Source organism: Mucilaginibacter gotjawali, from assembly GCF_002355435.1.
GTDB classification, from domain to species: domain Bacteria; phylum Bacteroidota; class Bacteroidia; order Sphingobacteriales; family Sphingobacteriaceae; genus Mucilaginibacter; species Mucilaginibacter gotjawali.
Window position 1 is genome coordinate 1897629 of record NZ_AP017313.1, and the last position, 20928, is coordinate 1918556.

Sequence of the window (20928 nt, forward strand, 5' to 3'; positions counted from 1 at the left end):
ATAATGACGATTCCGATATACCAGGCTGATGCCTTTACCGATCAACTTTTTGGCGGCAACCCTGCGGCTATTTGTCCGCTGGATAATTGGCTGCCGGATGAAATCATGCAAAAAATTGCGATAGAAAATAACCTTGCTGAGACCGCTTTTTTTGTAAAAAATGAGACAGGGTACAAACTGAGGTGGTTTACGCCGGAATATGAGATTGATTTGTGCGGCCATGCCACCTTAGCTTCGGCCCATATTTTATTTAGCGAATTGGGTTTTGCAGGTGATGAAATTCATTTTGAAACGGTAAAGGCGGGCGTATTGACGGTGAAAAAGGACGGTGATAAATATTCGATGGATTTTCCTTCCAGGCCGCCGATCCACATTGAACCGCCTATAGGGCTGGTAGAGGCCCTGGGAGAAAAGCAACCGCTGGAAGTTTTACGGTCGAGGGATTATTTTTTGGTTTACGAATCGGAAGATGATATTAAGGATATATCGCCTGATTTTTATGCGCTGTCAAAAATGGATACGGTTGGCGTAATTGTAACGGCAAAAGGTGATAAAGCAGACTTTGTATCGCGTTTTTTTGCGCCGGGCGCGGGTATTCCTGAAGATCCGGTAACCGGTTCGGCACATTGCAACCTGATACCTTACTGGGCCGATAAACTGGGTAAGGATAAGTTGCATGCCTACCAGCTTTCTGCCCGTAAAGGCGAGCTATGGTGCGAACTGCATGGCGACAGGGTCCTGATCAGCGGCAAGGCGGTGACGTATTTGAGGGGGGAGATTGGTTTTTGAGGTGAAAGGTTAAAGGCGAAAGCTGAAAGGTTTTTAATTTATGGGGAGTTGCTTAGAACTCGTTTTACCTTTCGCCTTTTACCTTTCACCCTTAACCTCCATTAATACCCTACTGTAAACCTCTCCCTGGCATGCAGCGGGGTTTCCAGCTCATCAATAGCCGCCACTGCATAATCTTCCATCGAGATCCAGCTATGGCCGTCGGCGCCGGTGATCAGTTGATCTTTTCCTGTGCGGAATTTTCCGGTTCGCTCACCCGGAACGATTTCAGCAGCCGGGCTAAAATAGGTCCATTCTATATCCTTTTCCTGCTGGTATATTTTTAATGCTTCCCGGTGCGCTAATGCCGCGGCTTTATATGCAGGCGGAAAATCCGGCGTATCAACCAGTTGAACACCTGGTGACACTTCCAGGCTCCCTGCGCCGCCCACTATCAATAATCGTTTTACGCCGGCCTGTTTCAGCCCGTTCAATAATGGTGTTGTGATTTCCGAAAAAGTAGACGGCTGCGCGCCACGGGTAAAATTATAGGCGCATACCACAGCGTCATGGTCAAATACCGCAGCTTCTACATCCTGCGTATCAAACAGGTTGCCCCGGGCAACCCGCAGGTGTGGATGCTCAAATGTGTAATTTTCAGGATGGCGGGCTATGGCCGTAACCGCATGCCCGCGGTTGAGTGCTTCGTTTACAATCCGGCTGCCAATGCGGCCGCTTGCTCCAAATATTGCTATCTTCATGTTTTAAAAGGTGGATGGTTAAAGGTAAAAGGTTAAAGGTTTGGAGTTTATTTTAATAAACTTTTTACACGAACACCGGCTTTTACCTTTCGCCTTTTACCATTAACCTCAATCCGAAAATATTGTTTAAAAAATGAAAATTTTACCAGGTATTTCGGCCCTGCAACCTCTTGTACAGGACCAGGTGTAAACTTAAACCGGGATTAATCAGTAGAAAGCAGCAATGCTGATTTGTGAAATAGTTGATATTCAGATAATTATAGCTTATTTATTAAATAGAAAAGAAATAAAATCACTGATTACCAGCTAATTAGATGAATTTTGGATTTTTAAAAATATGAAATATGCTGATAATGAGCGTGTTTCATAGCGTTCCACCTGTTTCGCGTGGAAAAGTGGAACGCTTTAGATCGAAATAACCATAGAAAACATTTGAATGCCCATACTATCCGTTGCAGAACCGGCATTTCGGTAAAAACTCATCTCTGCCGTATAACTTAGGTTATTTTTGCCGAAACGTTAGTTGCAGCTTCTTTCGGACTTCCGTACTTTTCGGACTTCCGTACTAATCTCCAATCACTAACCGCTAAAAAAATCCTTAAAAATGATTTTTTTTTGATTACTTTGAAGGTTCGAAATTTTTAAGATCAGTAAAGAATAAATGCAGCTTACCCGGTTAGAAATCAAAGGTTTCAAGAGCTTTGGCGATAAAATTACCATCAACTTTAACGAAGGTATTACTGCTATTGTGGGGCCAAATGGTTGCGGCAAATCAAATGTAGTGGATGCTATCCGCTGGGTGCTGGGCGAGCAGAGTACGCGGATGCTCCGCTCCGAGAAAATGGACAACGTGATATTTAACGGCACCAAAAGCCGTAAAGCCGCTAACCTGGCCGAAGTATCGCTCACCTTCGATAATACCAAAAATATTTTACCCACTGATTTCACCACGGTAACACTCACCCGAAGGCTTTATCGTACAGGTGAAAGTGAGTACCGGTTAAATGATGTACAGTGCAGGTTGAAGGACATAACCGATCTGTTCCTGGATACGGGTATCGGCGCCGATTCGTATTCGATCATCGAACTAAAAATGATCGATGAGATCATCACCAATAAAGAAGGATCCCGCCGGAATTTGTTCGAAGAGGCATCGGGAATCTCCAAGTATAAACTTCGCAAAAAGCAAACTTTTAATAAGTTAAAAGACACTGAGGCCGACCTTGAAAGGGTAGAGGACCTGCTTTTTGAAATAGAGAAGAACCTGAAGACGCTGGAGAACCAGGCAAAAAAAACCGAGAGGTATTACCGGCTTAAGGAACAATATAAATCGTTGAGCGTAATGCTGGCTTCGTTCAGGATCGCTTCGTTTAGCGAGTCTCTGGGCCGGATTGAGGAGCAGGAACAAAAACACCGGGTGGGTAAATCGGGCATAGTGACCCGGATTGATAGCCTGGAGGCGGTTTTACAGCAGGAAAAACTGGATAGCCTCACCAAAGAAAAAAACCTGTCTACCCAACAAAAGGCCACCAACGAATATGTTAGTAGAATAAGGGCATACGAAAGCGAAAAGAAGATAAAAAACGAACAGCTAAAATATCAGCAGGATAAAGAAGCCCGTTTGGCAGATGAGTTGGAAAAAGATAAAAGCCAGCTGAACCACGTTTTGTATAATATAAAACGCCTGTCAGAAGAAAAAGCACAGGAGGACGAAAATCTGGAAAATATCCGGCTCCGTGTTGCGGACCTGAAAGCAGCTGTTGATGAGTTGCGGGAGAAACAGGCGGCTGGCCGGAATGAATTGAACGAACTGACCGGCATCAATACAAGGCTGCAAAACCAGGTTTATAAAACCGAAAAAGATCTTGATATCTTACAAATTCAGCAGCAGGCGCTTGAACAGGAGAGCCAGCGGAATATGGAGGATACCACCAATAAGGAGGCCGAACTTTCGCATTTTAATGAAGTGGTAGCAGGGCTGGAAGTTAGGGTTGAAACCGCCGAACTGGATTACCGCCAGGCAGTCGACTTTGAAAATAATTTACAGGGACAGATCCGGGGTATTGAGGACGAGATTAAGACGCTGCAGGAAAATATCATCAGGGAAGGCCGGAAGCTGGATGCCCGGCAGAATGAATATAACCTTACCAAAAGTATGGTGGATAACCTGGAAGGTTTCCCTGAGTCCATCCGCTTTTTAAAGAAAAATACAGACTGGTCGAAAAACGCGCCCTTATTCAGTGATATTTTATTTTGCCGTGAAGAGTACCGGGTAGCCATTGAAAACTACCTGGAACCTTTGATGAACCATTATGTGGTAGAGACCTATAATGATGCCATCAGGGGGATAAATTTATTGAGCAGCGCAACGCAAGGGCGGGCTCAGTTTTTTGTGCTGAGCAGCTACGAGGCCCAGGCCCCCTCTAAATCTCCCCCGGTAGGGGAGACTTTAGAAAATGAAGTTATTAAAGCCCTCCCTGCCGGGGAGGGTTTGGGTGGGGCTGCCATTCCAGCTTTAAATGTTATTGAGGTAGATAAACATTACCAGCCGCTATGCGATCACCTATTAAAGAATGTTTACCTTATAGATGACCATAACGAGCAGGCGCTTAATAATGCTGAATTGCAGCCGGGCGTGGTGCTCATCGGTAAAAGCGGCAAGTTTAATAAATCAAGATACGCCATGGCAGGCGGCTCTGTTGGTTTGTTTGAAGGTAAGCGTATCGGCAGGGCAAAAAACCTGGATGCGCTTTTGAAAGTAATAAAACTGATTGATATTGAGTTGACAGGCTTTAAAAGCAGGTTTGAAGAATTGGAAAGCAACTTATCAGTTCTGAAGAAATCGGGCAAAGCCGCGGAGATCAAACAAAAGGAGCATGAGCTGAACCTGCTGAATACCGAATTGGTAACCGTAAAAACCCGGCAGGAACAATACCAGACCTTTATTGAAAACAGCCTTAACCGAAAGGAAGATATCGCCCGGAAAATAGAAAGCATTAAGGCCGAAAAACTTGTTCTTCAACCACAACTGGAAGAATTGAAGGAACAAAAGCAAAATCAAAATGAGTTGCTGGTTGAAAAGCAGGGTGAATTTAATGAGCTGAACGAGTACGTTTCGGTACAATCAAATACCTATAACCAGGAAAATATCCGCTTCCATCAGCAGCAAAATAAAGTATCAGGGTTAATAAAGGACCTTGATTACCGCGAAACACAGCAGGAGAGCCTTGATGTGCGCATCAAGCAAAATAGTGCTGAACTGGAGAAAGTAAAAATTGCGATCCAGGAGAATTTGCAGATGGCGGATAATTCCGACGACGACCTGATCGAAATGTATTCGCAAAAGGAGGAGCTTGAAAAAGCCACCCGGCAGGCCGAGCAGGAATATTATGAATGGCGCGGTAAAATAACCGAGACAGAAAATGAAATAACTGCCCTCCGGCGGCAAAAAGACAACGCGGAAGTTATTGAAAATGAACTAAAGGACGAACGCAATAACCTTAAGCTGGAGCTGAATGCTTTAAAAGAAAGGTTGTCGGTTGAGTTTAACGTGGATATACATGAATTGCCGGAAACTGAAATGGGCGGGGGGGAAGACGAGCAGGAGATCCGCGACAAAACAGAAAAGCTAAAGAAACAGCTGGATGATTTTGGGGCCATCAACCCGATGGCGGTTGAAGCCTATAACGAAATGAACGAACGTTATACCTTTATCCAGGCGCAGAAAAAAGATTTGAGTGATGCCAAGGCGTCGTTACTGGCTACGATACAGGAAATTGATGATACAGCGAAGGAAAAGTTCATGTCTTCATTTGTCCTGGTACGCGAGAACTTTATAAAAGTTTTCCGTTCGCTGTTTAATGAGGAAGATTCCTGCGACCTGATCCTTACCGACCCTCAACACCCCCTTGAATCAGATATTGACATTGTTGCCAAGCCGAAGGGGAAAAGGCCTTTATCCATTAATCAATTATCGGGCGGGGAGAAAACACTGACGGCTACCGCTATCCTGTTTTCGCTCTACCTGTTAAAACCTGCTCCGTTCTGTATTTTTGATGAGGTTGATGCCCCGCTGGATGATACCAATATCGATAAGTTTAATAACATCATAAGGAAATTTTCTAGCGAATCGCAATTCATCGTTATATCTCATAACAAACGGACTATTGCCAGTACCGATATTATTTACGGCGTAACCATGGTTGAACAGGGGATATCAAGGGTAGTGCCTGTTGACCTGAGGGAGCTGGTGGATTAAAGGAGTTGAAAGGTGAAAGGTGAAAGGTGAAAGGTGAAAGGTGAAAGGTGAAAGGTGAAAGGTGAAAGGTGAAAGGTGAAAGATCGTGCCCGAGTTATCAGTAAAAGCGAAAGGCAAAAGGCTTATTCGGGGTAATCCCAATAAACCTTTTGCCTTTCACCTTTATCTCTTAACCTCTTTTACTTGTTTCTCTTCAAAATATTTAGCAGCGAAGTTTTCTTTCCGATCATACCAATAAATTTATGTTTGTTTAGCAGGTTTCTTTTGGGAGCCGCTGCTGCAAATGAAACCTGGCTTAAGCCACGGTTTTTAACAGCACCAGCGGGTTTTATGTAAGTGCTTTTATAGGTATACCTGAGGGCGTCGGCCAATAAACCTTCCGTTGGGTCGCCCCAGTCTTTGGTAAGGTCATCGTAATCGTTTACACCTGCGTAACCACCGGTGCCTGGGGTAAATCCCTGGTAATAGCCACCCTGGCCTGCAGAGTTTTGAACCGAGAATTCCGGCGTGAACATAATATATTTGTTTATATCAATGTCAAAAAAGCCCACAGGTTTGCCGTAGCTCTGTTCGCCAATAAGCTGCACGTCCATTTCGGGGCGTAAATTATTAATGGTCAACTCGCTTGCAGAGGCCGTTTGCCCTGTTATGATAAAAAAGACGCGGTTGATATTAAGTGAACCCACTTTTGCAAAGTTTACCGCATTGTCAGCTACTGTATAGCTAAACTGGGCATAATTGTAGTCGGGTGTACCTGATCTCCATTGGTTGTGGAGTAAAGGATCATTCCCGGCCACCAGGTTGCTGTTATAATAGGTATTGTACATCAATGATCCTGTCTTAGCTGAAGGTACTAGCAAATTGTCAATATGTTCAGCTGTTGAAACGTAACCGCCACCGTTGTAGCGTAAGTCAACAACAAGGTCGCTGATGCCTGCAGTTGCAAAGTCAGCAAATGCTGCATTCAACAATGGGTCAGCCACCGCGTCAGATACAAAACTGTTAAAAACAATATAGCCTACTTTATGGCCGGCAGAATCTGTTACCACAGTGTCTTTTAAAATGGGGTTTACATTGTAATTGCCTGTGTTTAAACTTGCTGTATAAGTAGTGCCGTTGGTCCGGGTTAACCCTAATGTAATGGTTTTGCTGTTGTATATGGCATTGCTTACAAAATTAAGATTGGTACCGCTGCCATCGCCGTAGGTGCCTGAGTCGTAGGTTATTTTGGTACTGCCATTTATGCTGGTGATCATGTCGCCCCGGTGGATCCCGGCTATACCTGCCGGCGAGCCTGCGTAGGCAAACTCAACGCGCAGATCGTTCCACTGGTTATATTGAACGTCAAAACCAAAATCGCCTTTTACACCGTTTAAAGCGGCAGATTCTGAACCGTCATCAATAAAGGAATATTTGGCGGTTCCTGCACTATAAAGAGATTTTTCGTAGGCTGCACCGGTTGCCGGGTTAATGGCATACTGCGACAAGGCATCTAATTCTTTAGTAAGCGCTGTAAGTGCATCCGGGTCGGTAAAGGTCCTTGGGCCAAAATTAGCATAGCTTGGCAGCTGGTCAAACCATAAATAATCTTCTTTGGCGTATAGCCATACCGAATCCTGTACCAATTGCAGGGTAGTACCTATTTTTGATGGTTCAGTTGGGTTAGTATTGGTTTTGCTATTCGAGCTCTTTTTGCAAGCTGCAATTAAAGAGACCGAAATGATGAGGGCTGCGTAAAATATTTTTTTCATATGATGAATTATTTGTGTCTCAAACAGTTTGTTAACGGAAATAAGCTTTATATGGTATTTATTATTTTATAAAAAGTCGTTGGCGTTTATGTAATCAATCCCGCAAACATCTGCACAAAGTCTGTCAGTTTCGGAGTTTTCAATCATCAATATTTCCCGTCGTTGCAGGTTGTGATCACGCAATAACTGATCGATCACATCAGGTTCAGGTTTAGGCATCGTCTCTTCAGCAAAATAGGCTATTAAATATTGTTCCAGCCCGTGCCACTCTGTTTGCTTTATTTTATTTAATTGTTGCTCAGTATTCCCGTTCGTCACAATAAACACTTTTTTTCTGTCAATAACAATTTCCTGGAGTAAATTTAACATATTTTTATAAAGCAACAGCTTTAAAGGCAACTTGGCTGTTACCAATAAGTGGTTTAAATTTTCCCGGTATTTTTCATCAACATTCAGCTTTTCTTTCAACCTGTCAAAAACAAACGCAGCCCCTTCTTCATTATACGTATTTATCATCAGGTCGGTTGTCTCTTTGGCCTCCATCAGTTCCGCGTATTCAAGCAGGCTTGCAAAAAGATAATAAACCTGGAATAAATAGTCTTTCTCGGGATAAAGCACATTGTCCAGCTCAAAAATAAATGCTTTTTTACGTTTGTCTATGTCGGTATAAGTCATTACGTTAAATTCAGAAAACTGATACAATTAAATTTCTGCGCTGCAATTTATCCTTTTTTAGCCTACATTAATCCTTTATTTTTGTTCATACCCTGTGGATAAGTGCTAATTTGCGGCTGATTGTAAACTTTTAATCCAATTAATAAATACGCCACTGTTATGAGCCCCGTTTCAAAAAAACTGCATATTAAACCCCATACAAACTGGCTGTTTTATAATGCGCCGGATAATTATCTTTCTGTACTGGAACCATTGCCCGAAGGCGTTATCCCTGTTTTTGAAGCCGAGGGTAGTTTTAATGGTATCCAGCTGTTTGTAAAAAATAGCGGAGAGCTTAAAGCCGGTTTAACGATTGTTTCACCTTTGCTAAAAGCCGATACTGTTTTCTGGGTCACTTATCCCAAAAAAAGCTCGGGCATTTCATCAGACCTGGAGATGATGGGTAGCTGGGACGAACCCGCCAAATATGGGCTAAGAACCGTAGCCGCTGCAAGTATTGATGAAACCTGGACGGCTATCCGTTTAAAGCAGGAAGGATTGGCGAAAGTGTCAGAATTCCGGAACGAAGCTGTTAAAAAGAACGAATATTCGGAATTTATCGATCTTGAAAAAAGAAACATCATCATGCCGCCTGATATGCACCAGGTGGTGTCAGAATCACCGGCAGCCATGGCATTTTATGAAAGCCTTTCTTTTAGCAATAGAAAAGAGTATGTCGTTTGGGTACTCTCTGCCAAACAGGAAAAAACACGTAATGAACGCCTGGGAAAGCTAAACGGAAAGCTTTTGGCCGGGAAGAAGAATCCTTCAGAGAAGTAGGTGGTTTTGTTGTTTTGGTGAATGGTTTATTGAGTTGGATTAAGTTGATTGGTTGATTAAGGTGAATTGGCGAAAGTTTAACTTACATTATTTTTTAAAAAAACTTAGTCAACTTAATCCAACTCAATAAACCATTCACTAAATTTGTAACCAAATGGTTACCGGTATTTGATTTTTATGAGACGAGACGTTTTTCAGGCGATTGCCGACCCGACGCGGAGAGAGATTATTGACCTGCTGGCCAACAATCCTTTAAATTTGAATGCTATCGCCGATAATTTCTCCATCAGCCGCCCCGCCATTTCAAAACAGATAAAAATTCTTACCCAGTGCGGTTTGGTTACCATTAGCCGGCAGGGGAGGGAGCATTACTGTACGGCCAACCTGCAAAAATTTGGAGAAGTATCTGCCTGGATTGAAAAATATAAGGTGTTTTGGAATTTGAAACTGGACGCTTTGGGCGATTTTCTTGAAAAGGAGGCTGAAATAAATAAGAACTTCACCAATAAAACCTGATAAAAATGAAAAATGAACCGGTTGTAGTTGAGCGCACTTATAACGCGCCTGTTAAGGCAGTATGGGAAGCCATTACCGATGTTGAAAAAATGCAGCAATGGTATTTTCCGATGCTGGAGGAATTTGAACCCGAAGTTGGCTTTGAAACCAGGTTTGATGTGGCAACGCCCGGCAATGTGTATGCGCATATCTGGAAAATTAAGGAAGTTATCCCTTTTAAAAAGATAAGCTATGAGTGGAAGTTTGGCGGATACCCCGGCGATTCGGTTGTTAGCTGGGAATTGTTCCCGGATGGTGACGGAACCAGGCTTGTTTTAACTCATACCGGCATCGAAACTTTTCGCGGCGACCTCTATCCTGACCTGTCAAGGGATAACTTCATTAAAGGGTGGACAGATTTTGTGGGCACTAAGCTTAGAGAATATGTTGAAGAACAAACTGAAGAATAGACAGGTTTCAATTTAAAATGTATGATTATGGAAACAGCACCTTTTGTAATCGAAAGAATCTTTAATGCCCCGGCAGAAAAAGTATGGCAGGCCATTACCGACAGGGATAAAATGGAACAATGGTATTTTAAGCTTGAGGCATTTAAACCCGAAGTTGGTTTCGAGTTCCGTTTCAGCGGCGGACCCGAGGACCGGAGCTATTTGCACATTTGCGTGGTGACCGAAGTAGTGCCCGGCGAAAAGCTTACGCATAGCTGGCGTTACGATGGTTATGCAGGACAATCTTATGTTACCTGGGAGTTATTTCCTGAAGGCGATAAAACCAAAGTAAGGCTAACGCATACAGGTTTGGAAACTTTTCCGGAAGATCCGGATTTTGCGAGAACAAACTTTGCCATGGGTTGGACGCATATTGTGGGCACATCGTTGGCGGAATACCTGGAAAAGGAGTGATTTTTAATTGAACAGGTGGAGACGAAATATTTTGCGTCTCCATAAAATGCCACTTAGAGACGCAAAGTGTTGCGTCTCTACCTGATTCTTTGCTATTTTTGCAGTGATGGCTGAGCAACCCAATAACCCGCTGCATGGTAAAACCCTGGAAATGGTACTGAATGCCCTGGTGGCGCATTACGGCTGGCCCGAATTGGGCGAACGCATCCGCATCAATTGTTTTATCAGCGATCCCAGCATAAAATCGAGCCTGAAATTTCTCCGCAAAACTGAGTGGGCCCGAAAAAAGGTAGAAGAGTTATACGTATCTACTCCCTATTTATTAAACAATTAGATTTCTACTAATCTCTAATCTCCAGTCTCTAATAACTATCCATGCTTCCTTTTATTATTCATCTTGGCTTTTTGGCCCGAGCTGTAATTATAGGTTTTAGCGTTCTCTGGTTTTTTCTGGTGAAAGGCTTCGCCGGCAACCGGTGCGGTTACTTTGGGTTTTACGGGTTGTTTTTCTTCTGCTGCTGAAGTTTTTTTCTCCTGCTCGATCACCAGGTCTGCAGGTAATTCGCCCAAAGGTATTTTTTTGCCGGTGGCCTGCTCAATTCTTTTTACCAGGGTTAGTTCAAGGTCGGTGGCAAATGTTAAAGCCAGGGTTTCTTCTTCATCATTCATGGGGGCCTTGGGGGTGACGCGCTGAATGAAAATCTCTTTTTCGGCCGGTAGCTCAAAGTGGATCAAAAACGGAATGTCTGTCAGATCCTGCGGTTGTGTTTTGTCGTCCGCGATGATCAGGATCCTTGCCTGTTCCGATTCTTTAAATTCTTCTATATGCGCTATCCCCTTAAATTCTATCGACCATGAGTTATATATTGCTACTGTAGTGCTTTGCCTGTTTTGCAGCGTTTTATAGATCTTTTCAGCCGTTTGGCGCGTATTTACAAATACAATGGTTTTAGTAAACAATTCATCATCCTGCATAAATAGGTTCAGCAGGTTGAGCTTAGTGATGAAATTGGGTACATGATACAATACCTGCGGCAGGGTTTCTATTTTACTTTCCGCAATTTCTTCAATCTCGACAAGTGCCGCGTTTTCCATAAATGGACTGATCATTTTTTGCAGCTTATCGTGCATTACCTCGGTAAAAACCAGGTGCTGCGCTTTGGTAATGCTATTAGCCAGTTCGGCTACAGGTAGTTGTAGTCCCTGTTTTACAATCTGGTCGGCATCGTCAATGATCAACAATTCGATCTTATTGAGATTGAGGCCGAGTTTAAGGTAGATGGAACGTGCCCTGTCAGGCGTGGCAACTACAATGTCGGCCCCATCAGCCAGGGCGTTCATCTGGCTTTCGGTGCCGGGGGCGGCATACAGGCCTACTAATTGCAGGTACTTGTTTTTATTCAGTTCTTCAAAACGGGTAATTACATCCAGCACATGCTCTTTGGTTGGCACCAGTATCAGCACCCTTGGTACACCTTCCGGCGAATACCCTAAGCGATTTGAAACCGACAAAACGTAAGTAGTGGTTTTGCCGCAGCCTTCAGGGCCTATCGCAATAAGGTCCTGCCCGCCATAAATGCGCGCCAATGTTTTTTGCTGAATTTCTTTAGGGGACTCATATCCCAATCCGTTTACTTTACTGAGCAAACTTTTATTCAGCTTTAATTTTTCTGACCACGCCATACCATTCGTTTTTTAAGGAGGGCAAATTTACCCTTTTTATAGTGATTTTCTGTATCCCCGATAAATAGCTTATAATCAGCAGCTAAACAGCCAGCCAGTCTGCATTAGCAACGTTACGAAGTCCGCCGGAATAGGAGGTTATGGCAGGAAGATCCAGGTAGGGGTAAGTAACCTTCGACAGGTAAAGCCCCTGTGGGTAAGCCGGGATAATTACTTGCGGCGTTTCACCGTTTGCCAGGTAATGTTCAAATTCATCTACGCTCATTTCACCACGGCCAATATCAACCAGGCGCCCGACGATGATCCTGATCATTTTACTTAGAAAACGGTTGGCGGAGATATTAAACCTCAGTCTGCTTCCGTCAGCGCTGGCATACAAACCGGCTGATGAAATATAGCAAAGCGTATGATCAATCTTGTCAGGGCATTTGCAAAAGGCCCTGTAATCAGTATAAAGCGGCAGCAGGGCCACTGCGGCCTTCATTTTATCAAGACCGGGATCTTTTTCAGGATAAAACGAACTGAACTGGCTTAAAAAAGGGTCTTTATAAGTATGTATGTAATAGTCGTATGACCGTTGGATAGCATCAAACCTGGCATGCGGCAGTCCTTGCATGGGGATAATATCGAAAATGGCAATGTCATCCGGCAGGATCTTGTTCAGCCTGAAAAACAGGTCGAAATCCCAATCGTCATCTAAATCAGTATGAAAAAAAAACTGGCCGGCATGTACTTTTGCATCCGTTCGTCCGCAGCCTATAATTGCCACCTGCTTCTTCAATATCCGGCTGAGTGCGCTTTCCAGTACTTCCTGCACGCTGTGCATCCCCGGGTGTTTTTGCCATCCGTTATAATGCGTGCCATGATAGGCGATGTGGAAGAAGTACCTCAAGTGTCTTTTTTGATTGAAGTGCAAATTTACCATTTCTGGGTGGTATTTTGGCAATTGCACCCTAACTACATGGAGCTCGGGTTAAAAATAACGGGTTGGGATTTTTCGCCAGACGAGGAGAATTATAGATAAATTTCTTGATAAATCCAAATAAATTGCCGAATTTATTAGTGTACCAGGTGTCCCAGTTGTATTTATCTGTATCGGGTGGTTCAGATGGCCCCGGGGGCTGATGACTTCAGCCTGGTCTTATCAATACATCGCCCTAAAAACAAGTGGCAATTTTAAACACGGTTTCCCCGTCCTAAAACTTTTTCTTCCCGGCTTTTTCCGAATCCTGCTGCACCCTGAACTTTACCATCCGGCGGATCAGGTCGACAGGCAGCGGGTGGTCAATCGGGAACTGAATAGCGCCTTTTGAAAATTTGTAGGCTGTGAGTTCTTGCTTAAACACCTCGATAGGGGTTGAAGTTGGATAAAAACCAACATGCCCCTGGTACGCAGCATAATAAACCAATACGCCATTCGCTTTAAACGCGGGCATATTATAGCTGATCACTTCCTGTGCGTTTGGTGCTTCCTGTTTGATGGTACTACGCATTACCTCTAAAATTTCCCTTGTACTTTCAGGGAAAGACGAAAAATATTCGTTTACTGTTTTAAATTTTACGCCTGCTTCCATTTTGCTGATTTTAATTCAATGTATGAAGTGGATTTGACAATTCAAACATAACTATTGCATCAAATAATATTGATGTGCATTAATGCCATTTTGAAGGGTGTTTTATGACACTCAAAAGCAACCCTGAATAATTTTTCGGATTCCCGGGGCAAATTTGCCTCTAACCTTTCCTTCCGATCAATTCACCTGCACAATTTTCCGTTTCACCATAATATCGGCCTTCTTACACAACGATAAGCGCCAGTTTTACATCATACTTAAGAAACAGAAAATCACGATCAACACAAAATTTAAACATGAAAACGAAAAAAACAATTATGACCCTGATGTTTACAGCATCAGTTATGGCCCTGAGCTTAAACGCCTGTAAAAAGTCCGGTGACGCTACCTCCGGCACATCCGACACTGCCGCAATAAGCGCGTCTTCATCAGCTACCGCATCCGAAATGGTATTTGATGATTCCTTCGATGTGGTTACCCAAAGCAGCGAGCAAAGTAACCTGAGTGTTAATTCAACGGGTGGTACCATCACCACCAATTCGCTTACCGCCCAAAATGCCAGCTTTACCACTACTGCCGGTGCCACTATCACCGTTGTTCCGGCCGATCCTTCTGTTTTTCCAAAAACCATGACCATTGATTATCGTACAGGTGTAACATCGCCAAATGGGGTGGTGCGCAAAGGACAGATTATTGTAAATCTTACCGGAGAGATCCGCGTTGCAGGCAGTGTTATTTCTGTTACCTATAATAACTATTCGGTAAACGGATATCAAATTAACGGCACTTATGCTATGACACCGAAACTGGTTGCCGGAGCTGGTGTAAATTATAATATAACCGTAAGCAACGGCAGTATTACACAACCTGATGGAACCACAGCAACCTACAGCGGAACAGAAACCTTTACCCAGGTAGCTGGGATCGGTACATCAACCATTACGGATGATACTTACCAGGTGACCGGGAACTTCAGCTATCACAATACCAGCACAGGTACTATCACCGCCAATATTACCAACCCCCTGGTTAAATCAACCGATTGCAAGGATATTACCAGCGGCACTATTGCATTTACGGATAACAAGTTAAAAGGAACGCTTGATTTTGGGCCAGGTACCTGCGATAACCTGGCGACCATAACATTCGGCGTAACTACGCAAACCATTACCTTAGCCAGGTAATTAAACATTGGCAAAATGGGTGGCCCGTTAGCTATAAATAATACCCCTATAAGAAAAGTAATCTTGTTTGTATTAGCAGCGATGGTTTCCATTGCTGCTTTGCACAATAAATAACCACTGCTATGCCGGGTTAAGTTAAAAGGTTAGCAGAGCTAACGACTTAACCTAATAATCCCCGGAGAAAATAATCCTCCCTCCGGGGATATCAATATTATAAGGTAGCCATGTCGATGACAAAGCGGTAACGCACGTCGCCTTTTACCATACGGTCATAAGCGGTTTGGATATCTTTGATATCAATCATTTCAATATCCGATACGATATTGTTTTCGGCGCAGAAATCCAGCATTTCCTGGGTTTCCTTAATGCCGCCAATGCCTGAGCCGGCAAGGCTTTTGCGGCCGCCAAGCAAACTAAACGCGGCTATTTCGGCCGGTTTTGGCGGTACGCCAACGCAAATATGCACACCGTCAGTTCTCAGTAATCCCAGGTACATGTTAAAATCATGTTCAGCGGATACTGTATCCAGGATAAAGTCGAAGGTGCCCCGTGCAGCTTTTACCTGCGCCTCGTCTGTAGTAACTACAAAATGGTGAGCGCCAAGCTTTTTGGCGTCGGCCTCTTTTTTAGGCGATGTGCTTAATACGGTTACATCAGCGCCGAAAGCGACGCCAAATTTAACCGCCATATGGCCCAGTCCACCAAGGCCAAGCACGGCCAGTTTATGCCCCTTGCCCACTTTCCAGTGCCTCAATGGCGAATAAGTGGTGATACCGGCACACAACAAAGGCGCCACTGCGGCAAGGTTTAGCCCTTCCGAAATGTGGAGTACAAAATCTTCGTTAACCACAATGGTGTTCGAGTAACCGCCATAGGTAGGTGTTTTGCCATCCTGCTCTAAACCGTTATAAGTTTGCGAGCTGCCGTTGAGGCAATATTGTTCCAGGTCACGCTTGCAGTTTTCGCAAACGCGGCACGAGTCTACCATGCAACCGGTACCGGCCAGTTGGCCTACTTTAAATTTTTTCACGTGGTCGCCAACTTTTACAATGCGGCCCACAATTTCGTGACCGGGTACCATTGGGAAAATACCGGGAAACCAGTCGTTTTTGATCTGGTGAAGATCGGAGTGGCAAACGCCGCAGTATAAAATATCGAACTGAACATCATGCGGGCCTACTTCGCGGCGTTCAAATGTCCAGGGTGCCAGCGGAGTTTTTTCATCCTGCGCAGCATAAGCTTTGGTTGTTATCATAGTAAGTTAGTGTTTGTTGGAGTTGCGAATATACTAACAGCAAAATGGGCTGGGTTGTTTAGTTTAATAAGTTACATTTTGCTGATGAAATACATGTTTTTATATTGCCTGTTTTTCATAGGTGCGGCCCGTGGAAACAACTGGGCCAATATCTGGCCGGGCGCCGGGCTGGATATTACGCTGGAGAATGCCCCGGTGACTAATGAAACGGCGTATTTGGTGGAGGAGCCGCGGTAGTGGTGTTGCAGGTGAGGTAATCGTTTAATAATGCCTGAGCCTCCCCGGCATTAATAGTTCCGGCGGAGTTACTTCAACCAATATCTCTGTTAGTTTTTCCTTTAAAAGCGCATCAAAATAGTCAAATATGACATATGCTGTTATGGTTTTATCCCGCAGCTCAAATACCCTGTAATTAAAGTTCTCAGAAATCCTGATAAATCTTAAAGGATTATCTGTTTTTCGAATTTTTAATTCATTTATCTTAAATACCAAGGTAGAGGGCTGCTTCTTATTCCAAAACCGCAGGTTAAAGGCAAAAGTTGTAATGGCAATTTCTTCATTTGTAATAGATACCTGCCTGCCAATCGTTAAAACGATAAGCCTGATCCTGTTGACCAGGCTATAAGAAACAAAAACCGTAACTGCCGTTAAGATCATTTCCGCCATAAAATAAAGTAGGTTTATTGTATTTCCGCATGCCCTAAAAAGGTTTGACGACCAAATCAAATAGATACCCCATAAGGGAACCATAGTTCCCAGCAGCCGCCCTTTAAAAAAGGCTATCACATTCATGAGCGCATTCGATGCTTCGAAATTCAGGCTGTCATGTTGGTGTATAACAGGTTTTAATTCCATATTTGTGAGATCCGGTTATACAAATATGCACCTTTATCAGTTGCTATTGATAATCGATTGACGAAAATTAATTTAAAGCGGGGTAGCCCGGCAAATGCCGTTCACATATAATTGATTTTTTTAAGTCCGAAAGTCCGGAAAGCCGAAAGATGGTTTTTCTGTTCAATTAAAAACTATCTTTCATTCTTAGCACCCGTTTACCCCTTCCTTCCCTCCCCTCGGGGAAGGAATCGCACGGGCCACGGCTTTTTTACCATGGACTATGGTCCATCGACCATGGACCTCCCCCTAAACCACTTGCTCAAACTGGTGAGCCGCCTTTAATGGTAAACCGGCTGAATAATAAAATTTAACATGCCATAGTCGCCGTATTGTGCCTGTTCAATACGTATCGTATGCTTCCCCTTTAACGGGGTAATAACATCCCGGTGGTAGTCGGCATCGTAGATGAGTTTGGCGGGGTCCCAGTTTTGTAAAATTAATTGATCATCAACATAAACCTTCGCCATTTCCGAGGCGCTGATACCGATGCGGTATAAACCATCCGGCACATCAATTTCGGCTTCAGAAACGGTGACTACTTTTTCCCGGGCTATATTTTTACCAAAGCCAAGACCAAAAACCTTGCTTAGCACCGGGCCATTGGTTAGTTTAACAGGTGTGCCATTGATTATTTTATTAAACTGAGCAGGGTGTTTCAGCGGGTCGCTGGTGGTATCAAACACAAACCATTTCATTTGCCATTTAAAAGGGATCTCAAATTTCCGGTAATGAAAAGTATAAGGGTCTCCCTTCGCATACCTTATCCCGAAAGGCGAAATTACCTGGTCTCCCTTGAATTCCATTTCGATATCAATATTGGTTAACGCGCTGCTATCTTTCTGCCCGATAAGCTTTCCGGGAAATTCCCCGTTTAAGGGGGAAGGGTTGGATAAGCCTTTAATATGGATGATTTTCCATTTCCCGGGTGGGCCTATCATATCCAGGTAGATTTTACCGGTACTATCCGTTTTTTCTTCCCATGCTATGGGGTAACTAAAGCTGTAAGGCCCCCAGTCGGTCATCATGATATACTTTTTCCCTTTTGGACGCGTTGGGCTCAACATTGCATTTTGCCCGGCTATCTTAAAGGTCAACTTAGGGAAAAAGCTACTGTCGGTATGTGGTTTCACTTGATCCCCGGTATGATCAAACTCCATATTTTTCACTGTTGAGTCGAGCTTTTGCTGCAATATGCCGCCTGATACAAGGTTATTGCTGATGCGGATATCGGTGGTGTTGTTGATATTGAAAATGTTTTTTTCATTCTTAAAACTGTTATTACTGATGCTGTAATTCATACTCCGGGTGTCTCTTTTTTGCAGGTATCCAATATCTTTTGGCCTTTTTGGGTTCGACCATAACTCAATGCCAGCCTTGTCATCGCTAAAGCTATTTTGCTCAATAACGTTGTCTTTCCCATGCTCAATGGCGATAGCAGATAAATTGCCCGAAAAGTCATTGTTGGCGATGATGGTATTATAACTAAAGCCACCCCATACACCATGCCAGCTATCGTGCAATATATTGTTAATGATCTTGTTGCGGCTAAAAGTAATTTCAACGGCATTTGTGGGCGCATAGGAGAAATCGTTCCCAAATACCAGGTTGTCGTTGCAGCCTCCATCACCGGTCTCCATCGAGGTTTGCCCGGCCCACAAAAAGAAGCCATCTCCTGAATGGGTTGCCGAATTCCAGGCGAAGGTGTTATCGCTTGATTGTTCAAATATCAAGATCCCTGCCGAATCCTGCCCACGGTAATAAACACCGTAGCTATATCCGCGCACGTTCCAGTCGAGTTTATTGTATAAAATATTGTTTCGGTTGCAGCGGTACATCCCGATCCCGATGCCTGAATTAAAAGAGAAGTTATTGTTATAAATAAGGCCATTGTTGCAATTGGTCATCATCAAGCCGCATTGCCCTTCAGTCACGGTGTTACCGTGAATGTCAGCGCTGTCACAATCCCGCAAATAAATTCCCGCGCCAAAGCGAAGCCACTCATCCTTCTCATTGTGGTGGTAGCTCTGCCAGTCTGCCAGGTCTTCGGTTTGGCGCGAACTGTTCAGGTGCTGCCTGAAATTGTTGCTAAAATCACCGTTAATGATCTTTAACGCAGTTACCCCGCGGGCCATAACCCCCACCCTAAATCCTTTTACAACAAGGTTTTTTAAGGTGATATTTCTTCCGGCTTTAATAACAATACCTGTTCCTTTAAATTTATCGGGGTTTTCATCATCGGTATTCCCGTTAACAACAGCCCCGTTAAAATCCACAGTTATATTATCGCCTTCAATTACTACCGGAGCTTCCGATAAGGAATCGGTACCCTCAAAATGGTAGATCTTATTTTTGATGGTGGCGGAATGTTTGATCACTATTCCTTTATATAAAGTAATTGCCCTGCTTTGCGCCCGTAAAAATTTAACGGAAAATAGGCAGCACACTAGAAAGATAATCAGCCCGATGTTTTTTAACTTATTCATTAAAAACAAATTTGAACTAATTTATTTAAACAGCAACAAAAAAACCGGGCAACGTTAGTCACCCGATTATACCTTTAATTGATTTCTCTCCATCCGAAACATTCTTCCAACTCAGTACATCATATTTGGTCCTTTTTTCGTTTTCGGCTCCGCCGTAGATCAGGGTTTTACTTACTTCGGCGGGGGCGGCTATTTCTTCAAAACGGTCCATTTTTTTAAATAAACTGCTGCTGATGGTTTGGGTCGCCTTTATTTCAAAAATGGAAAAACCGTTGCTCTTTTTCATCAGCAGGTCAACTTCATGGGCATTGCTGTCCTGCCAGAAATAATAATCCTGGTGCAGGTATAAGTGATGCTTCTTTTTCTGGTATTCAGCAAGGATCATATTTTCAAAAACCTGCCCTTTCAGCCGGTTTTCTTCCAGTTCGCCGACAGTTCTTATCCCCAATAGATAACTCAGCAAGCCTGTATCGTAAAAATACAATTTAGGGCTTTTTACCAGCCGCTTGTTGAAATTTTGATGATAAGGCTGCAAAAGGAAAATGATATAACTGCTTTCCAGTATGGATAACCAGGCTTTAGCGGTGCTATGTGAAATGTCGCACTCATTGGCCAAAGCGCTATAATTTAACAACTGGCCGGCACGACCGGCACATAGCCCCAAAAACGTCCGGAAAACCTTTAGATCGCGGATGTTCATTAATTCAGTTACGTCTTTTTCAATATAGGTTTGAATATAGTTGGAATAGAAAACAACAGGATCAATATCCCTGTCGAAAATAGCCGGGTAGAAACCCTTTATACTGGCTTTAGTATAGGAATCCTCCAATAAACTTTGTGATTTCAACTCTGTAAAATCCAAAGGAAGTAACTTAAATAAAGCGACTCTGCCTGCCAGGGTTTGGGTGATGCTATTTAGCAAATGAAAGTTTTGCGAACCTGACAGTATAAATTGCCCCATCTGTCCAGATTCATCCACCCTGCCCTGGATATAGGAAAATAGGGCAGGCGCGCGCTGCACTTCATCAAAAATAATTTTTTGATCGTACGTGTTCAAAAAACCGATGGGATCTTCCAATGCAAAAGAGCGTGTGTCCGGGTTTTCAAGCGAAACATAGCGGTAATCGCTAAAAAGGGCTTTCAATAAGGTTGTTTTACCGCTTTGCCTCGGCCCTGTAACCGCAAGTACCGGGAATTTGGATTGCTGCGCTTTGATAATGGGCGCTATCTGACGGGCGATAAATGAGCTCATTTTACTTTGATCTTTATACAAACTTACAATTTACATAAGATATATTTACAATATACATAATATAAATTTTCAATTTACATAGCTTAAACTTACAATTTACATAAGTTTTATTTGCAAAATACATAGAAAAATTGGTGTAACATGAATCCA

19 protein-coding genes are annotated in these 20928 nt (G+C 43.4%); 9 read left to right on the forward strand and 10 right to left on the reverse strand.

Annotated features, from left to right (window positions below):
* Positions 1-3: 3 nt before the first annotated feature.
* Complete coding sequence (locus MgSA37_RS08840; protein ID WP_096351304.1) at positions 4-789, forward strand: PhzF family phenazine biosynthesis protein; 786 nt, start codon at positions 4-6, stop codon at positions 787-789.
* Between the two features lie 101 nt (positions 790-890).
* On the opposite strand, the gene MgSA37_RS08845 is transcribed toward MgSA37_RS08840, so the two are convergent.
* Positions 891-1529, reverse strand: a complete 639-nt coding sequence (locus tag MgSA37_RS08845; protein ID WP_096351306.1) for an NAD(P)-dependent oxidoreductase — start codon at positions 1527-1529, stop codon at positions 891-893.
* Positions 1530-2190: 661 nt separating this feature from the next.
* Here MgSA37_RS08845 and smc point away from each other — a divergent pair.
* Positions 2191-5787 carry a chromosome segregation protein SMC gene (smc, locus tag MgSA37_RS08850; protein ID WP_096351307.1) on the forward strand — a complete coding sequence of 1199 codons (3597 nt, stop codon included), beginning with the start codon at positions 2191-2193 and terminating at the stop codon, positions 5785-5787.
* A 179-nt stretch (positions 5788-5966) separates the two neighbouring features.
* Here the strand turns inward: smc and MgSA37_RS08855 are convergent, their stop codons facing one another.
* Positions 5967-7538, reverse strand: a complete 1572-nt coding sequence (locus MgSA37_RS08855; protein ID WP_096351309.1) for a S41 family peptidase — start codon at positions 7536-7538, stop codon at positions 5967-5969.
* Between the two features lie 66 nt (positions 7539-7604).
* On the reverse strand, positions 7605-8213 hold the full coding sequence (locus tag MgSA37_RS08860; protein WP_096351310.1) for an HAD family hydrolase: 609 nt from the start codon (positions 8211-8213) through the stop codon (positions 7605-7607).
* Between the two features lie 159 nt (positions 8214-8372).
* On the opposite strand from MgSA37_RS08860, the gene MgSA37_RS08865 reads away from it, so the two are divergent.
* From MgSA37_RS08865 to MgSA37_RS08885, 5 genes are all read left to right on the forward strand, one after another.
* Positions 8373-9032: a YdeI/OmpD-associated family protein gene (locus MgSA37_RS08865; protein ID WP_096351312.1), complete on the forward strand. Its 660-nt coding sequence runs from the start codon at positions 8373-8375 to the stop codon at positions 9030-9032.
* Between the two features lie 177 nt (positions 9033-9209).
* Positions 9210-9548 carry an ArsR/SmtB family transcription factor gene (locus MgSA37_RS08870; protein WP_096351313.1) on the forward strand — a complete coding sequence of 113 codons (339 nt, stop codon included), beginning with the start codon at positions 9210-9212 and terminating at the stop codon, positions 9546-9548.
* Between the two features lie 5 nt (positions 9549-9553).
* Positions 9554-9997 (forward strand): SRPBCC family protein, encoded by a 444-nt coding sequence (locus tag MgSA37_RS08875; RefSeq protein ID WP_096351315.1) that lies wholly within the window; start codon positions 9554-9556, stop codon positions 9995-9997.
* A gap of 27 nt (positions 9998-10024) precedes the next feature.
* Positions 10025-10450 (forward strand): SRPBCC family protein, encoded by a 426-nt coding sequence (locus MgSA37_RS08880; protein WP_096357351.1) that lies wholly within the window; start codon positions 10025-10027, stop codon positions 10448-10450.
* Positions 10451-10556: 106 nt separating this feature from the next.
* A complete protein-coding gene (locus MgSA37_RS08885; protein WP_096351316.1) occupies positions 10557-10784 on the forward strand; it encodes a VF530 family protein in 228 nt (75 codons plus the stop codon).
* 35 nt (positions 10785-10819) lie between these two features.
* Here MgSA37_RS08885 and MgSA37_RS08890 read toward each other — a convergent pair whose 3' ends face one another.
* The 3 genes from MgSA37_RS08890 to MgSA37_RS08900 form a co-directional block, all read right to left on the reverse strand.
* Positions 10820-12133: a DEAD/DEAH box helicase gene (locus MgSA37_RS08890; RefSeq protein WP_096351318.1), complete on the reverse strand. Its 1314-nt coding sequence runs from the start codon at positions 12131-12133 to the stop codon at positions 10820-10822.
* Between the two features lie 82 nt (positions 12134-12215).
* Positions 12216-13058, reverse strand: a complete 843-nt coding sequence (locus MgSA37_RS08895; RefSeq protein WP_232010816.1) for a tRNA pseudouridine synthase A — start codon at positions 13056-13058, stop codon at positions 12216-12218.
* A 271-nt stretch (positions 13059-13329) separates the two neighbouring features.
* Positions 13330-13707: an iron chaperone gene (locus tag MgSA37_RS08900; protein ID WP_096351321.1), complete on the reverse strand. Its 378-nt coding sequence runs from the start codon at positions 13705-13707 to the stop codon at positions 13330-13332.
* A 296-nt stretch (positions 13708-14003) separates the two neighbouring features.
* Here MgSA37_RS08900 and MgSA37_RS08905 point away from each other — a divergent pair, with 296 nt between their 5' ends.
* A complete protein-coding gene (locus MgSA37_RS08905) occupies positions 14004-14891 on the forward strand; it encodes a hypothetical protein (protein ID WP_096351323.1) in 888 nt (295 codons plus the stop codon).
* Between the two features lie 211 nt (positions 14892-15102).
* Here the strand turns inward: MgSA37_RS08905 and MgSA37_RS08910 are convergent, their stop codons facing one another.
* Positions 15103-16146: an NAD(P)-dependent alcohol dehydrogenase gene (locus tag MgSA37_RS08910; RefSeq protein WP_096351324.1), complete on the reverse strand. Its 1044-nt coding sequence runs from the start codon at positions 16144-16146 to the stop codon at positions 15103-15105.
* An 84-nt stretch (positions 16147-16230) separates the two neighbouring features.
* Here MgSA37_RS08910 and MgSA37_RS28170 point away from each other — a divergent pair, with 84 nt between their 5' ends.
* Positions 16231-16383, forward strand: coding sequence for a hypothetical protein (locus MgSA37_RS28170; protein WP_157750502.1), 153 nt, complete (start codon positions 16231-16233; stop codon positions 16381-16383).
* 24 nt (positions 16384-16407) lie between these two features.
* On the opposite strand, the gene MgSA37_RS08915 is transcribed toward MgSA37_RS28170, so the two are convergent.
* The 3 genes from MgSA37_RS08915 to MgSA37_RS08925 form a co-directional block, all read right to left on the reverse strand.
* Positions 16408-17001, reverse strand: coding sequence for a hypothetical protein (locus MgSA37_RS08915; RefSeq protein WP_096351326.1), 594 nt, complete (start codon positions 16999-17001; stop codon positions 16408-16410).
* A gap of 320 nt (positions 17002-17321) precedes the next feature.
* On the reverse strand, positions 17322-19418 hold the full coding sequence (locus MgSA37_RS08920; protein WP_157750503.1) for a right-handed parallel beta-helix repeat-containing protein: 2097 nt from the start codon (positions 19416-19418) through the stop codon (positions 17322-17324).
* 166 nt (positions 19419-19584) lie between these two features.
* Positions 19585-20778, reverse strand: a complete 1194-nt coding sequence (locus MgSA37_RS08925; RefSeq protein ID WP_096351330.1) for an ATP-binding protein — start codon at positions 20776-20778, stop codon at positions 19585-19587.
* Positions 20779-20928: the final 150 nt, after the last annotated feature.